Annotated in this window: 11 protein-coding genes; 1 reads left to right on the forward strand and 10 read right to left on the reverse strand. The window is 70.3% G+C overall.

The genetic code is table 11. The features are described 5' to 3' along the window. Positions 1 to 16 precede the first annotated feature (16 nt). The 10 genes from nrfD to HJ588_RS02205 form a co-directional block, all read right to left on the reverse strand. On the reverse strand, positions 17 to 1,135 hold the full coding sequence (nrfD, locus tag HJ588_RS02160) for an NrfD/PsrC family molybdoenzyme membrane anchor subunit (protein ID WP_171151519.1): 1,119 nt from the start codon (positions 1,133 to 1,135) through the stop codon (positions 17 to 19). Beyond that, positions 1,132 to 2,175, reverse strand: coding sequence for a 4Fe-4S dicluster domain-containing protein (locus HJ588_RS02165; protein WP_212755249.1), 1,044 nt, complete (start codon positions 2,173 to 2,175; stop codon positions 1,132 to 1,134). The genes nrfD and HJ588_RS02165 overlap by 4 nt, the downstream gene beginning before the upstream one ends. Continuing rightward, entirely contained in the window at positions 2,172 to 5,498 is a 3,327-nt protein-coding gene (gene fdh / locus HJ588_RS02170; RefSeq protein WP_212755521.1) for a formate dehydrogenase, read from the reverse strand. Before fdh ends, HJ588_RS02165 begins: the two co-directional genes overlap by 4 nt. 140 nt (positions 5,499 to 5,638) lie before the next feature. Beyond that, the gene (locus HJ588_RS02175) at positions 5,639 to 7,207 is read right to left on the reverse strand and encodes a Na+/H+ antiporter (RefSeq protein WP_171151523.1); all 1,569 of its coding nucleotides are present in this window, start codon (positions 7,205 to 7,207) and stop codon (positions 5,639 to 5,641) included. A gap of 4 nt (positions 7,208 to 7,211) precedes the next feature. Beyond that, the gene (locus HJ588_RS02180) at positions 7,212 to 8,132 is read right to left on the reverse strand and encodes a pyridoxal-phosphate dependent enzyme (protein WP_171151525.1); all 921 of its coding nucleotides are present in this window, start codon (positions 8,130 to 8,132) and stop codon (positions 7,212 to 7,214) included. Positions 8,133 to 8,163: 31 nt separating this feature from the next. Beyond that, positions 8,164 to 9,222, reverse strand: a complete 1,059-nt coding sequence (locus tag HJ588_RS02185; RefSeq protein ID WP_171151527.1) for an LLM class flavin-dependent oxidoreductase — start codon at positions 9,220 to 9,222, stop codon at positions 8,164 to 8,166. A 130-nt stretch (positions 9,223 to 9,352) separates the two neighbouring features. Then, positions 9,353 to 10,723 (reverse strand): hypothetical protein, encoded by a 1,371-nt coding sequence (locus HJ588_RS02190; protein WP_171151529.1) that lies wholly within the window; start codon positions 10,721 to 10,723, stop codon positions 9,353 to 9,355. A gap of 10 nt (positions 10,724 to 10,733) precedes the next feature. Continuing rightward, positions 10,734 to 12,083: a hypothetical protein gene (locus HJ588_RS02195; protein WP_171151531.1), complete on the reverse strand. Its 1,350-nt coding sequence runs from the start codon at positions 12,081 to 12,083 to the stop codon at positions 10,734 to 10,736. Positions 12,084 to 12,091: 8 nt separating this feature from the next. Beyond that, complete coding sequence (locus HJ588_RS02200) at positions 12,092 to 12,916, reverse strand: ABC transporter permease (protein ID WP_171151533.1); 825 nt, start codon at positions 12,914 to 12,916, stop codon at positions 12,092 to 12,094. Continuing rightward, positions 12,913 to 13,881, reverse strand: coding sequence for an ATP-binding cassette domain-containing protein (locus HJ588_RS02205; RefSeq protein ID WP_212755251.1), 969 nt, complete (start codon positions 13,879 to 13,881; stop codon positions 12,913 to 12,915). The genes HJ588_RS02200 and HJ588_RS02205 overlap by 4 nt, the downstream gene beginning before the upstream one ends. Before the next feature lie 131 nt (positions 13,882 to 14,012). Here HJ588_RS02205 and HJ588_RS02210 point away from each other — a divergent pair, with 131 nt between their 5' ends. Next, on the forward strand, positions 14,013 to 15,275 hold the full coding sequence (locus HJ588_RS02210; protein ID WP_171151537.1) for a glycosyltransferase: 1,263 nt from the start codon (positions 14,013 to 14,015) through the stop codon (positions 15,273 to 15,275). The last annotated feature ends 77 nt before the right edge of the window (positions 15,276 to 15,352 follow it).

Here is a 15,352-nt window from a genome sequence, read left to right on the forward strand (position 1 = left end):
CGACTGCCCGACGCGATCAGGAGTGGCTGGGCCAGTGCGGCGCGGCGGTCGTGATCGAGTCGTCGGTGATGCCGGCGGCGCGGCGCTCGGCGAGCCGGTGCAGCTGCGGCTCGACGGTGTAGCGCGGGTCCATGGCCGAGTGCAGGCCGGCCTCGAACACCCCGAAGCGGGTGAACGCCGACGCGGTCATCAGCGCCAGCCCGGAGGCGGCCGCGACCGCCCGGTGCCGTCCGCCGAGCAGCGCGCCCAGCCCGCCCGCGACCGCGAGCCGCTCGCTCCAGCGGAGTAGCTGGCCGGGCGTGCCGTGGTGGAGGGGTTCGGCGGCGACCGGGTCCATCCGGCGCTCCATGTATTTCATCGCCGCGATGTCGCCGATCACGCCCATCACCGCGAGCGCCCGGGCTGGGCCGGTCTCGCGGGTCGGCGTGGTCACCATCGCCAGGCCGCCCGAGGCGAGGCTCGCCGAGCTGACGAAGACGAACGGCAGGTCGCGGTGCGCGGCGTTCCAGGTCGGGTTGGCGGTGTCGGAGAGCAGCACCGCGGTGTAGACCGCGAGCGGGCCGGCGAAGAGCGCCGCCTCGGCACCGGCCGGCGCCTCGACCGCCCGGAGCACCTTGCGCAGCGGCCCGAGCGGCAGGCGGTTGCCGAGCAGCCGGTCGACCTCGTTGGCGACGGCCACCCCGGTGCCGGCGCTGAACGCACCGAGGATCCACGACCCGATGCTCATCGGCGAGGTGAGCTTCAGGGTGCGGAACATGTTGTAGAACCGCTCCGGGCGGCCGAGGTCGGCGATCAGCGCGACGCCGCCCACGCTCGCCGCGGCCATCGCGCCGAGCCGGGCGTTGCGCCGCAGCACGGCGCGACCGGTCAGCTGCGCGCCGAAGCCGAGCAGACCGGAGCCGCCGGCCACCCCACCGAGAAACAGGTATGCCGCGACCGGCCATTCCCACGGCGGCGGCTTGACGATGTTGTGGCCGTAGTAGGACTCGAACTCGACGTCCGGCACCATCAGCATCTCGGCCGAGCCGTCGGTGCGGCCCGGGCCGGGGCGCTTCTTGCGGCGCAGCTTGCCCAAACGCCGACCGCGCCGCTCCGGCTCCGGCGGTCGGAACTGGTCGAAGGCGGAGGTCGTCACCGGGCCCCCAAGAATGCGATCGCGGCCGCAGTGACCATGCCGGCCACCGCCATACCGGCCCGCTTGGCCATCACCGGCAGGTCGGCCGTCGGCACCCGCGGGTCCGGGGGCAGCCCGTAGACCTGCGGCTCGTCGAGCAGCAGGAACATCGCGCCGGTGCCGCCGACACCGTCGAGCTCGTTGGCGCCGTAGAGCCGCGCCTCGGTCAGGCCCTGCTCGTGCAACTGCGCGACGCGGTCGCGCGCGATGTCGACCAGGTCGGTGTGGTCGCCGTACTTGATCGACGTCGTCGGGCAGGTCTTCGCGCAGGCCGGCGTCTCGTCGTCGAGCAGCCGGTCGTAGCAGAGGGTGCACTTCTGGGCGATGCCCTTCTTCTCCACCTCGGGCTGCTGGCCCTTCTGCTCGCCGCGGCCGGTGGTCGGCTCCACGGTGCCGTCACTGCGCCGTTGGATGACGCCGAACGGGCAGCCCGCCACGCACGTGCCGCACCCGTTGCAGACATCCGGCTGCACGACGACCGTGCTGAACTCGGTGCGGAAGAGCGCACCGGTCGGGCACACGTCGAGGCAGCCCGCGTGCGTGCAGTGCTTGCACACGTCGGACGCCATCAGCCACCGAAACTCCGGGGTGTCCGGCGCACTCGTGTCGGCCCCTGCCGCGATCGCCGAATCCGTCGCAGCCTCAGGCGTTTTCGCCGGCGGACCCACCGTCGGCATGCCGAGACTGACCAGCTGCCGGCCGGACTCACGCGCCTCTTCGATGCGCTCGCGGTCCTGCTCGATGAAGGCGACGTGCCGCCACGTGCTCGCGCCGAGCGCCTGGGTGTTGTCGTAGGACCAGCCGGTCAGCTCGAGGTCACCGTCGCGCGGGTTGCGGTTCCACTCCTTGCACGCGACCTCGCACGCCTTGCAGCCGATGCAGATCGAGGTGTCGGTGAAGAAACCCTTGCGCGACTTGTGCACCTGCCAGTGCGCGTCGGCCGCGGGATCGGTCGGCCCATGGAGCTGGTGGCCGAGGAGGCTGTGCTCGTCAATGCTCAAAACTGGCTCCAGCCTTCCTTGTCACGGTTCGGATCGTCTTTAGGCGCAGGGTCTTTCAGCTCCGCCTCCGGATCGGTGATCCGGATGTTGTCGGTCTCGGTGGTGACCCCCGCGCGCTCGTTGTATGACGAGAGCAGCGCGAGCGCCTCGGCGCCCCGTGGCCGGCGACCGGCGATCACGTCGCACGAGCCGACCTTGGACTCCTGGATCTGCGTGTTGGGGTCGAGCGTGATGCCGATGAGGTCGTTGGCGGCGTCGCCGCTGACGATCGCATCGGTGCCGCCGACGCCCCAGTGGTAGGGCAGGCCGACCTGGTGGACGGTCTTGCCGGCCACGGTGAGCGGCGTCATGCGGTCGGTCACCAGCACCTTGGCCTCGATGACCGCGCGCGGCGACACGATCGTCGCCCAGCCGTCGTTGACCAGACCACGCTCCTCCGCGAGCGCCGGCGACACCTCGCAGAACATCTCCGGCTGCAGCTCGGACAGGTAGGGCAGCCAGCGGCTCATCCCGCCTGCGGTGTGGTGCTCGGTCAGCCGGTAGGTGGTGAAGACGTAGGGATAGACCTCGACCCCCGCCATACCCGCGCTCGGTGCGTCCAGGTTGTCCTCGCGCGCGAAGATCATGCGCGCCGGGTTCTGCTGCTGCACGTAGAGCGGGTTGCGGACCGGGGACTCCTGCGCCTCGTAGTGCACCGGCAGCGGCCCGTCGACCAGGCCCTTGGGTGCGTAGAGCCAGCCCTTGCCGTCGGCCTGCATGATGAACGGGTCGTCACCGGTGAGGGCCGCCGGCCCACCGAGCTCGGGGTCGGGGCGGCTGTGCGGCGCCCGGTCGACCGGGAAGTCGGGCACGTCGTCGCCGACCCATTTGCCCTGCTCCTCGTCCCACCAGATGTACTTCTTGCGCTCGCTCCATGGCTTGCCGTCGGGGTCGGCCGACGCCCGGTTGTAGAGGATGCGCCGGTCGGCCGGCCACGCCCAGCCCCATTCGTTCTGGGCCGGGTTGGGGCCGCCGCGCGGCACGCGCCGGGCGGACATGTTCTCCCCGCCGGCGAACACGCCGCTGTAGATCCAGCAACCGCACGACGTCGAGCCGTCGGCCTTCAATTCGGGGTAACCAGAGAGGAGTTCGCGCTCGCCCTGCTCATTGGTGCGATAGCCGTTGATCTCCTGCAGCACCGACTCGGGCACCGGGTCACCGTGCTCGTCGAGCGGGTAGTCCCAGGTGACCGCCTGCAGCGGCGCGTCGACCTCGTCGGTGGAGTCGGCGACCAATTCCTTGATCCGCGCGCCGAGCTGGTAGAAGAAGTCCATGTCGCTCTGGCACTCGCCCGGCGGACGGATCGCCTGGTGACGCCACTGCAGCATGCGCTGGGTCTGGGTGAACGTGCCGGCCTTCTCGACGTGGGTCGCGGCGGGCATGAAGAACACCTCGGTGTCGATGTCCTCGGTGCGCAGCTCCCCGGAGTCGATCTCCGGCGACTGCTTCCACCAGGTCGCCGACTCGATGAGGTTGAGGTCGCGCACGACCAGCCACTTCAGCTTGGACATCGCGAGCCGCTGCATGCGGCCGTTCGCCGACCCGACGGCCGGGTTCTGCCCGAGCACGAAGTAGCCCTCGACGTCGCCGGCGAGCATGCCGACCGTCGTCTGGTAGGTGCCGTGCGGCCCAGACAACCTCGGCAGGTAGTCGTAGGCCCAGTTGTTGTCGGCCTGCGCGGCGTCCCCGAAGTAGGCCTTCATCAGGCTGATGAAGTAGCGGTCGGCGTCGGCCCAGAAGCCCTTCTGCTTCTTGGACGCGATCGCGTCGAGATACTCCGGCAGCGTGTCGTGCAGTCCGACCGTCGGCATCGGCAGGTAGCCGGGCAGCAGGTTGAACAGCGTGGGGATGTCGGTCGACCCCTGGATGCTGGCGTGTCCGCGCAGCGCCATGATGCCGCCGCCGGGACGGCCGACGTTGCCGAGCAGCAACTGCAGGATCGCCGCGGTGCGGATGAACTGCGCACCGAGCGTGTGCTGGGTCCAGCCGGTCGCGTAGCCCCAGCAGGTGGTGCGGTCGCGGCCGGAGTTCTCGGTGATCGCCTCGGCGAGGTAGGTGAAGTCGTCGGCGGGGATGCCGCAGACCTCCTGCACCATCTCCGGGGTGTAGCGGGCGTAGTGCCGCTTCAGGATCTGGAAGACCGTGCGCGGGTCCTGCAGGGTCTCGTCGCGCTGCACACCCGAGTGCTCCAGTGGCGCACCACCACTACCGGCCATCTCACCGGAGGCGGTGCCCGACTTGTTGTGCCCCTCCTCGTCACCGGTGCCACCGACGTTGGCGCCGCCGGCATCGGCATACGACCACGAGCTGGGGTCGTACTTGCCGGTGGTGGGGTCGAAGCCGGAGAACAGGCCGCCGAGGTCCTCGGTGTCGCGGAACTCGTCGCTGACGATCGTCGCCGCATTGGTGTAGGCGACGACGTACTCCTTGAACCACAGGTCGTGGGTGAGCACGTAGTTGATCAGCGCGCCGAGCAGTGCGACGTCCGAACCGACCCGGATCGGGATGTGCTTGTCAGCGACCGCCGAGGTGCGCGTGAAGCGCGGGTCGACGTGAATCACCTTGGCACCACGGGCTTTTGCCTCGGAGACCCATTGGAATCCGACCGGGTGTGCCTCGGCCATGTTGCCGCCTTGCAGCACGATGCAGTCGGCGTTGGCCATGTCCTGCAGCGATTGGGTGGCGCCGCCGCGCCCGTAAGAGGCTCCCAGACCGGGAACCGTGGCGGAGTGTCAAATGCGCGCCTGGTTCTCGATCTGTATGGCGCCGGCCGCGGTGAAGAGCTTCTTGATCAGGTAGTTCTCTTCGTTGTCCAGCGTGGCGCCGCCGAGCGAGGCGATGCCCATCGTGCGGCGCAGCAGCCGGCCCTTGTCGTCGCGCTCCTGCCAGCCGTTGCGGCGGGACTCCACGAAGCGCTGGGCGATCATCTCGATCGCGGTGTCGCGGTCGAGGTGCTGCCACTCCGTGGATTTCGGCGCACGGTAGAGCACCTGGTACTGCCGGCCGGGTGCGTTGACCAGCTGCTCGCTGGCCGACCCCTTGGGGCACAGCCGCCCGCGCGAGACCGGCGAGTCGGTGTCGCCCTCGATCTGGATGACCTTCTCGTCCTTGACGTAGACCCGCTGCCCGCAGCCGACGGCGCAGTAGGGGCAGACGCTCTGCACGACCCGGTCGGCGGTCTCGTTGCGAGAGGTCAGGTTGCGGGTGCGCGCGGACTCCACCGCCGGCCCGCGGCCGAGGTAGTCACCGGACCGGAACTGTCGCAGAACCGGCCACTCCAGCATGCTGAAACGTCCCACGGACGCGACCTTACCCCGTTGCCGTCGGTCAGAGGTACAGGGCGGCCGAAAGCCTTTGCCGACATACGCAATTGGGCTGTATGACGGCAGCCGCGACCGGGTCGCGACCGGCCCGCCGGCGGCGCTCAGCCGTGCGCGTCGTACGCCCGGAGTCGCAGCTCCTCGAGGTCCAGCGTCGACTGGATGGTGCGCAGCACGGTGTCGTCGATGGTGCGCTCGTCGCGCAGGCGCAGGATGGTGGCCCGCTTGGTGCCGATGAGCGCGAGCCGCAGCCGCAGATATTCCTGCCGGCCGGTGAGCGGTCCCTCGGTGTCGGGTTCGGTCAGGTGCAGCAGGTGCTGCTCGATCTCGAGGCGCACCTGCTCGCCGACGGCCGGGTCGATGTGCTGTTCGTCGACGAACTGCGGCAGCGCGTCGAGCGCAGCCTCCTCGGCGGCGGTCTCGGCGAGGCGGCGTTGTTTGCTCAGTCCGGTGTCCGGCGCGAAGCCGGCCCAGCGCACCACCCGCGGCAGGATCAGCCCCTGCGCGAGCGTGACCACGATGACGCCGGCGGTGACGAAGATGACGGTGTCGCGGTAGGGCAACGGCGCTCCGGCGTCGGTGAACTCGGGCACCGACAGGGCGATCGCCAGGCTGATCGCGCCCCGGAAGCCGGCGAGGCCGCTGACCAGGCGGTAGCGGCCGCTCGCGAGCTGCCCCTCGCCGTGCCGGCGCCGGTCGGCCGCGGCGATCAGCCACGACGAGGCGAAGACGAAGGCGATGCGGACGACGAGCAGCACCGCCACGACCGCGAGCACGATCAGCAGCGCGTGGCCGACCCGGTTGCTCGACAGGCCGTCGACGACCGACGGCAGCCGCACCCCGACCAGCACGAACAGCGCGGCGTTGAGCCAGAAGGTCACCAGCGTCCAGAACGTCTCCGACTGGTGTCTGGTCGCCGAGCGCCCGATCCGCGGGGCGGCCTGGCCGAGCACGATGCCGGCGGCGACGACCGCGAGCACGCCCGACCCGTGCAACTCCTCGGCGACCAGGTAGGCCACGAACGGCACGAGCACGGTCGCGGTGTTGCCGAGCAGCGGATCGGCGAGCGTGCGCCGCAGCACGAACCCGGCATAGGCCACCGCGAGGCCGACGGCGATGCCGACGACGTAGCTCGCGACGAACTGGCCGGCGATGCTCAGCGCGCCGGGCCGGGTGCTGACGGTCGCGGTGACCGCGACCGAATAGAGGACGAGTGCCGTGCCGTCGTTGACCAGGCTCTCCGCGCGCAGCGCCGTCATACGGCGGAAGGGCAGGAGGCGGCCGAGCACCGCGACGGCGGTCGCGTCGGTCGGGGCGACGGCCGCGCCGAGGATCCAGGCCGGGCCCCACGGCAGCCCGAAGGCGTGCGCCACCAGCGCGACTGCGCCTGCCGACAGCACGACGAGGACGGTGCCGGCCAGCGCGATCCCGCGGTAGTTCTGCCGCACCTGTTGCAGCGAGATCGTGAGACTCTCCCAGAAGAGCAGCGCCGGCAGGAAGATCAGCAGCACCACGTCCGGCGGCAGCTGGACGTCGCCGATCGTCGGCAGCAGCCCGATGAGCACGCCGCAGGCGAGCAGCACGACCGGTGGCGAGATGTGCAGGCGGCGGCCGATCACGGTGCCGACGAGCACGACCGCCGCCACCGCGACCAGCAGCTCGAGGCCGATCATGCCGCTACAGCCCGTGGTCGGTCAGCCAGGCCTGGTTGCGCCAGGTCTCGGCGTAGCGGTCGCCGGAGTCGGCGAGCAGCGCGCAGACCGTGGCGCCCGGGTGGTCCCGCAGGTAGGCGAGTGCCGCACCGACCGTCGTGCCCGACGAACTGCCGACGTCGATGGCGGCCGCGGCGAGGGTGCGCAGGTGCGCGGCGGCCTCGGCGTCGTCGACCTGGTAGGCCGTGTCGAGCACGCCGAAGTCGAGCAGCGGCGGCAGGAAGTCGCCGCCGATGCCTTCCACCAGGTATGGCGCAGGCTCCGTCTCCTCACCGCGCAGGTGGGGGCCGAGCGTGCTGCCCGCGGGGTCGGCGAGCACCACGTCGATGCCGGGGTTGCGCTCCTTGAGCGCCCGGCCGGCTCCGGTGAGCGTGCCGCCGGTGCCGGCACCGGCGACGAAGGCGTCGAGGTCACGGACCTGCTCGAGCAGCTCCGGCCCGGTCGTCTCGTAGTGCGCCTCGACGTTGGCCGGATTGTTGAATTGATCGACGTACCAATGCCCTTCGGCCTCGCCGAGCTGCCGGGCGACGTTGATGAAGTTGGCCGGCGAGTCCAGCCCGACCAGCGGGCAGAGGATCACCTCGGCGCCGGCCTCCTCCATCTGGCGCACCTTGCCCGGGCTCATCTTGCGGCTCATCGTGACGATGACCCGCTTGCCTAGCATGCTACCGGCGACCGCGAGCGAGATGCCGGTGTTGCCGCCGGTCGCCTCCACCAGAGTGTGCGCGCCGGCCACGCGCGGGTCGCGCAGCATGCGCTCGACCGGGCGGTCCTTCACCGAGCCGGTGTGGTTGGCGGTCTCGAGTTTGCCGAGCAGCCGTCCGGGTGCGTCGCCGCGCCCGGACAGCCCGAACAGTTCGGTCAGGTCGATGATCGGTGTGCTCACGGTGCCGCCCGGGGGTCGTTGCCTGCATCGGTCAGCGCAGACTATCGACCCGCTCCCCCTGCACCGGACCGTCGGTGTTGGGTCGCCAGCCGAGGGCCGGTGCGACGTGTTCGGCGAAGGCCTGCAGCACGTGCAGGTTGCAGTCGACCCCGAGCTGGTTGGGGATGGTGAGCATCAGCGTGTCGGCGGACATCACCGCCGGGTCCTGCCGCAGCTGCTCGATCAGCTTGTCGGGTTCGTCGGCGTAGGTCTTGCCGAAGGTCGACCGGTAGCCGTCGATGATGCCGACCTGGTCGACGTCCTCCCGGCCGCCGAAGTAGGCCGCGTCGCGCTCGTCCATGATCGGGAAGATGCTGCGCGACACCGAGACGCGCGGCGACCCGGTGTGACCGGCCGCGGCATACGCCTGCCGGAAGCGGTCGATCTGTTCGTTCTGCAGGTCGGCGAACGACGCGCCGTTGGCCTCGGTGAGCAGGGTGGACGACATCAGGTTGAGTCCGAGTTTGCCTGTCCACTCTGCGGTTTCGCGGGTCGCAGATCCCCACCAGATGCGGTCGCGCAGTCCCGGCGCCTGCGGCTGGACGACGAGCCGGGTGCCCGGGCGGGTGCGCTGCGGGTCCGCGTCGACCATCCCTTCGCCGCTGATCGCGTCGAGGAAGGTCGCAAACTTGTCGCGCGCGATGTCGGCGCCGCGGGGGTCCTTCGTGCCGGTGTAGCCGAACGCCTCGTAGCCACGCAGGGCCGTCTCGGGCGAGCCGCGGGAGATGCCGATCGCGATGCGCTGATCACTGAGCAGATCGAGCGAGGCAAGCTCCTCGGCCAGTTGCAGCGGGTTCTCGTAGCGCATGTCGATCACGCCGGTGCCGGCCTCGATGCGCTGGGTGCGGGCGGCGATCGCCGAGAGGAGCGGGACCGGCGACGACTGCTGGCGCTCGAAGTGGTGCACCCGGAAGTAGGCGCCGTTGACGCCGATCTCGTCGGCGGCGACCGACAGGTCCACCGCCTGCTTGAGGGCGCTCGCCGCGTCAGGTGTCTGCGATCCGGGGACTGCGCCGTAGTGCCCGAAACTCAAGAATCCGAAAGCCTTCACGTCCTCTACGAACATCCGGCGGGCGTCCGGTGTTCCTGACCGAGAGGCACACCAACACACCGAGAGGCCCACCAATTTCCCTGGAATTCGTGGGCCGCTCACGACGGATGTGTGCCTCTCGGTGCAGCGGCTACCAGAGGTCGAGCGGCGTCAGCCCCCACCGGTCGAGTTCGCCGGTCACCAGTGCCGCCAACGCGTCGCGGTCGGGGATCCGGTCGGGGTCGAGAGCCTCGACGGTCAGGGTCACGCGGTCGCCAAACTCCTGCAGCCACGTCGTGACACCGCCGCCGGCCGCGCGCAGGAGGTCGGGGGTGATGTTGCGGTGCACCCCGCGGCACATCATCGAGGTGGCCGTCGGGCCGCCGAGCCCGCTGCCCTCCGGGGTGATCCGGCCGACGTTGGACACCGAGACGAGCGACGCTGGCATGCGCTCGACGATCTTGCGCAGCACGGGTTTCGGCAGCAGGCGCACGACCGGCTCGAGCCGGTCCATCACCGACGCGGAGTCCGGATCGGTGGCGCGGGTCAACTCCTTCTTGGTGGCGGCCCGCACGCGGCGCAAGTCGCGATAGCGGTCGGGGCCGACCTGCACCGGCACCGACGCGCCGCCGAGCACGTTGGAGCGATAGTCACCGTCGCCGCGCAGCCGCACCGGCATGGCGACCCCGATCGTGTCGCCCTCCTGCGCCAGTCCGGCCGCCACGACCAGTCCGGCCGACAACATCAGCAGCAGGCTGTTGCCGGTGCCGCCCCGCGCGGCCGCCGCGTCGCGCCATGCGGCGGCGGACAGGTCGACCGCCACGAACGCCGGCACGTATGACGATGCGCGGTCCGCACGCAGCGGCATGCTCGCGCGTTGTTGCGGCACCGACGCGCGTGCCGGACGCTCGCCGTCGCCGTCACTCCGCGCCGCCCGGGCCGCACGGGCCGCTCGCACCGCACCGACGAGCCCGCGGCCAGCGGCCCGCAGCTGACGGCCGGCGTCGCGCGCGTCGTCCCGCAACCGCACCACCTCGTCGTGCGGGCCGGGGACGCGGGGCAGCGTCGCACCGGTGACCGCCGCGTCGATCGCCTGCAGGATCAGGCCGCCGTCACCGATCGTGTGGTGGGTGACGAAGGAGACCAGCTGCCCTCCGTCGGTGATCGGGGTCGCGGAGAGCCACCAGGCAGGCCCGTGCAGCGGGTCGATCGGCGCGGCCAATCGCTCGTCGCACCAGCGCATCAACGCATCCGGGGGCACCGCGTGCTCGTCGATCGTGAGGCGGGTGCCGGCCGGCGCGGGCACCCAGCGGTGACGCGCGGCCGGCACCCCGGCCGGGACCGCGAGCCGGCTGAGCGGACCCCGGGTCAGGTTGTCGTGGAGAGCCGCGAGCGCTCCGGCGGGCAGCGGCTGCGGCAGCCGCCAGGTGTGCTGCGACGCGACCGGGATGCCGAGCGCCGAGCCGCTGAGGAAGTAGGCCTCGTCGCCGAAGGTGAACCTGTTGTCGTGCACGTCACTCATCGATCGACACTCACCAGAACGTAGGTTGCAGAGACCATTTCGCGCTTTCCTGCGAGATCGCGCGCTGGAGGGCAGGGCGGTCCGGCCAGAGGTCTGGATCCATAGCGAGCACACTGAGTGTCGCCTTCCCGGCGGAGGCCGACAGCCAGACGGTGAGTCCACCACGCGCGCGGCGCAGCTGCTCGACCGTCGCGTTCTGCACCGCCATCCGCACGGTGACCGTGCCGACGGCATCACCGCCCAGGGAGGCGACCTCGGTCGGCACCGCACCGACGTTGGAGCACGTCAACACGGCCGCCGGCTGACGAAGTGCCATGGTGCGCAACACTTTTCGAGGGAGCAACCGAAGGACCGGGGTCACCAGGCGCAGAACGTCCTGGCGGTCGCGCTCCGGGTCCGTCGCGCGAGCGAGCGCTTCGCGGGCCGCCTTGCGCAAGGGGCGCAAGTCGTCATACCCGGTCGCGTCGACGGTCATCGGCATCGTGGCCCCTATCGTCGCGATCGCTCGCCGGTCACCGGGCCGGCGCACGGCCACCGGGATCGACACGGGGATGCGGCTGCCCGTGGCAACCCGGCCGGACGACCCCAGCAACCCGGCGCTGAAGGCGATGAGCAGCGAGTTGCTCGACCCGCCGCGACGCTCGGCGGCCGCCTGCCATTCCGCTTCATCGAAGTCCGCCACGGCGTATGCCGAGGGCTGAGCCGCAGGGTGAGCAGGCACGTCCGGACGCGGCGGTTGCGCGGGTGGCCTGTCCCCGGGCCCCGTCGGCGACTGCTTCCGCCGACGCAGCGCGAGCCGCGCCAGCCTGCCGATCCCGAAGGCCGCGGCCGCGAGCTGTCTCCCGGCGTCCCTCACGTCGTCCCAACGGGTCGGGGTGCGGGCGCCGTCGTCGGGCAACCTACCGATGTCCTGGCCGACAGCGGCCGCGGCCAATGCCGCGTACCCTCCGCTGCCGTCGGAGAGCGAGTGCGGCGCTGTTATCACAATGGCGTGCCCACCGTCGGTGAATGGCGCGACCGACATCACCCACGGGACACCGCGATCGGAGTAGAACGGCCGGTCGAGGTCGCGGTCCGCCCACCCGACGAGATCGCTGCGGTCGATCGGCGCGGCGCGCCGCACCAGCGGCACCGGCGCCGGCGCCGCCGTCCAGCTCGCCCTCGCGAAAGGTGCCCGCGCTCTGCGCAGACGGCGGGTCAGCGGCCCGCGAGCCAACTGGATCGCCAGCCGTTCGAGACGGTCCTGGTCGAGCGGTGCATCGAATCGCCAGATCATCTGGTTGACGATCGGCAGCTCGAGCACTTGCTCGGCCATCACGAACGCTTCCTCGGCCGGGCTCAGCCGATTGGCCTGCGACATGCGACGACTCACGCCTTCCGGATGTAGGCGCGCACCGCGATCGGTGCCATGACGAGCATGATCAGCGTGGCCCCGACGAGCGACCAGATGATGTCCATGCCCACCGACCCCTGGTTGGCCAGTTGCCGCACGGCGGTCACCAGGTGCGACACCGGGTTGATGTCGGCCAGCCACTTGATCCAGGACGGCATGTTGGTCGTCGGCACCAGCGCGTTCGAGATGAACGTCATCGGCATCAGCACGAACATCGAAGCGCCTTGCACCGCAGGCGCACTCGGCATTCGGACCCCGAGGAAGGCAAACACCCAGCTCAGCGCGAACGCGGTGTAGATCACCAGCAAGCAACCCAGCAGCAGCCCCGGCCAACTGTGCGGCGTGTAACCCATCAGAGTGCCGACGAGGACGACCATCGCCGCGGCGACGATGTAGCGCACGACGTCGGCGGTCAGTGCACCGATCAACGGCGCGATGCGGGCGATCGGCATCGACCGGAACCGGTCGAACACTCCCTGGTCGACGTCCTCACACAGTTGCACGCCGGTGTTGACGGCCGCGGTCACCGCAACCTGCACCAGCACGCCCGGCACCAAGTTGGGCAGGTAGTTGCTGACGCTGCCGGCGATCGCACCGCCGAAGATCCCCGCGAACATCGCGGTCGAGACGATTGGCAGAGCGACGACGTCGAACAACCGGAACGGGTTGTGCCGGATCTTCAGCAGGCCGCGCGCAGCCAACGTCAACGACGTCGCCGCGGTGCTTGCGACACTGGGCCGACGGGTCAGGTTGTCCCGCTGTCGACGTTGTGCCCGTGACTGGGCAGTCGCCGCGGTCATGTGCTCTCCTTTCGCGGGTTACCGGTGATCTGGAAGAACACCTCGTCGAGAGTCGGCTTGTGCACCCCGACCTCGGAAACCTCAATCCCCTTGTCGCGCAAGGCAATCAACACATCCGTGACCAGTGAAGCACCGGCGACCGGCACGACCAGTGTGCGGTCGGCTTCGGTGTCGACCGAGTGGCCGGCGATCTGCTCCATCACCTGGCTGGCGGTCGGGAGATCACCGTCGTCGACCAGCGACAGCCGGAGACGACTCGAGCCGACCGAGGACTTCAGCTCGTCCGCGCTACCCTCGGCGACCACCTTGCCGTGATCGATCACGACGATGTTGTCGGCGAGCTGGTCGGCCTCTTCGAGGTATTGGGTGGTGAGCACGACGGTGGACCCACCCCGCACGAGCCGTCGGATCGTCTCCCACATCTGTTGCCGGGTGCGCGGGTCGAGCCCCGTGGTCGGCTCGTCGAGGAAGATCAGCGGCGGCTCGGCGAGGAGGCTGGTCGCGAGGTCCAGCCGACGCCGCATGCCGCCGGAGAAGTGCTTGAGCGAGCGGTTCGCCGCGTCGGTGAGCGAGAACTCCTCGAGCAGTTCGGCGGTCCTGCGACGGGCGCCGGCCCGCGAGAAGCGCAACAGGCGCGCGAAGACCATCAGATTTTCGCGCGCGGTCAACTCCTCGTCGACCGATGCATACTGCCCGGTCAGCCCGACGAGCGAACGCACCCGGTGCGCGTCGTGCTGCACGTCGTGTCCGAAGATGCTCGCGCTGCCACCGGACGCAGGCAGCAGGGTCGCAAGCACCCGGACCGTCGTCGTCTTGCCCGCGCCATTGGGACCCAGCAGGCCGAGCACGCTGCCGGTCGGGACGCTGAAACTGACACCGTCGACCGCGACGAAATCGTCGAACCGCACCGTCAGATCTCGCACGTCAACCGCGAGCTCCGGTGGCGCAGCGGGGCTGGAAACCATGCCGGCCATGGTGCCCTATCAGACTACGCCGCGGTAACCCCGTCGATTGACCAGTTATGCGATACGGATCACGTTACGGCGCAACCCTTCGCGCAGCACGCCCGGCCCGATCCGTGATTCCCTTACCTGCCATGCGGATCCTCATGCCGTTCCTCGGCAGTCGCGGCGATGTGCAGCCTGGCATAGCGCTCGCTCTCGAGCTACGCGGCCGCGGCCACGACGTGCAACTCGGTGTGCCGCCCAACTTGCGCGATCTCGCGCAGCGGGCTGGGATCGAAGCGATCACGACCGGTCCAGATTCGGCGGCGCTGCTGGAGTCCGACCTGGTGCAACGCCGGATCAAGTCAGCCGACCCGCGGGTGCGCTGGCGCGGGCTGTCCGAACTGGGCACCATCGGCTGGTCGCAGCTGGCCCGTGACCTCGATGAGCAGGCAGCCAGGTCCGACGTCGTCGTCAGTTGCTTCCTCGGCCAGGAGGTGGCCCGGGCCCTCGCCGAGAAGCACGGCATCGCACAAGCCGCCCTGCACTACTACCCCATCCGTCGTTCGGAGTCCGTGCGTCTGCTGCCGGACCCGCCGGTCGCGGCGGACCTTGCGCATCGGGCGACGTGGTGGCTCGCCGACCGATCGTGGCGCCTGATGACGCGACGAGGCGAGGACGCCATGCGTGCCCAGTTGGGTCTTGCGCCCTCGCGGGTGTCCGTGGCCGAGCGTATGGCGAGCAGCGGGTCGCTCGAGATGCAGGCGATCGATCCGCTGCTGTTCCCCGAGCTCGCGGCCGAGTGGGGCGATCTGCGTCCCCTGGTCGGGTTCCTCGACCTCCCGCCGCAGGCCCGGGCAGCTCTCGACCCGGGAACCGACACCGAACTCGATGCGTGGCTGTCTGAAAAGCCAACTGTTTACTGGGGATTCGGCAGTATGCCGGTGCGCGACCCACAGGCGACGGTCGCGCTGGTGCGTGAGGTGTCGCACCGCCTTTCGTGCCGCGCCCTCGTGACCGCGGGCTGGTCCAGCTTCGACGTCGCCGTCGACGACGACGTGCGCATCGTGCCGAGCGTCGATCATCACCGGGTGCTGCCGCGCTGTGTCGCGGCCGTACACCACGGCGGCGCCGGCACCACCGCGGCAGCGCTGCGTGCCGGCATACCGGCTCTGGTCGCCTGGTTCAACGCGGACCAGCCGCTGTGGGGTCGACGGCTCGCAGCCCTCGGAGTGGGCGATCTCACACGGTTCCGCGACCTCACCGCCGCCGGGTGCGCGGCATCGCTGTCTGTGCTGGTCAGCGACCCGGTTCGTGGTCGCGCGACCGAGCTGGCGAACCGCATGATCCCCCCCTTGACGGCTGTACAACGAGCCGCGGATCTGGTGGAATTGCAAGGATTTACCCACTCTTGACCATCCCAGGTGTAGAACGGTGGCGGGTCCCTTACTCTGCCGTAGCAGTGCCGCTGCGCGCCCACTCCCCCACCCCG

Origin of the sequence: Flexivirga aerilata, assembly GCF_013002715.1 — a bacterium.
In the GTDB taxonomy this organism is placed as follows: domain Bacteria; phylum Actinomycetota; class Actinomycetes; order Actinomycetales; family Dermatophilaceae; genus Flexivirga; species Flexivirga aerilata.

What these genes read in the sequence shown, in the direction of transcription:
- HJ588_RS02175 (WP_171151523.1), bottom strand. Translation starts at nt 7,207, where the DNA reads ATGATCGGCCTCGAGCTGCTGGTCGCGGTGGCGGCGGTCGTGCTCGTC.
- HJ588_RS02200 (WP_171151533.1), bottom strand. Translation starts at nt 12,916, where the DNA reads ATGACCGCGGCGACTGCCCAGTCACGGGCACAACGTCGACAGCGGGAC.
- HJ588_RS02210 (WP_171151537.1), top strand. Translation starts at nt 14,013, where the DNA reads ATGCGGATCCTCATGCCGTTCCTCGGCAGTCGCGGCGATGTGCAGCCT.
- HJ588_RS02205 (WP_212755251.1), bottom strand. Translation starts at nt 13,881, where the DNA reads ATGGTTTCCAGCCCCGCTGCGCCACCGGAGCTCGCGGTTGACGTGCGA.
- HJ588_RS02190 (WP_171151529.1), bottom strand. Translation starts at nt 10,723, where the DNA reads ATGAGTGACGTGCACGACAACAGGTTCACCTTCGGCGACGAGGCCTAC.
- HJ588_RS02195 (WP_171151531.1), bottom strand. Translation starts at nt 12,083, where the DNA reads ATGTCGCAGGCCAATCGGCTGAGCCCGGCCGAGGAAGCGTTCGTGATG.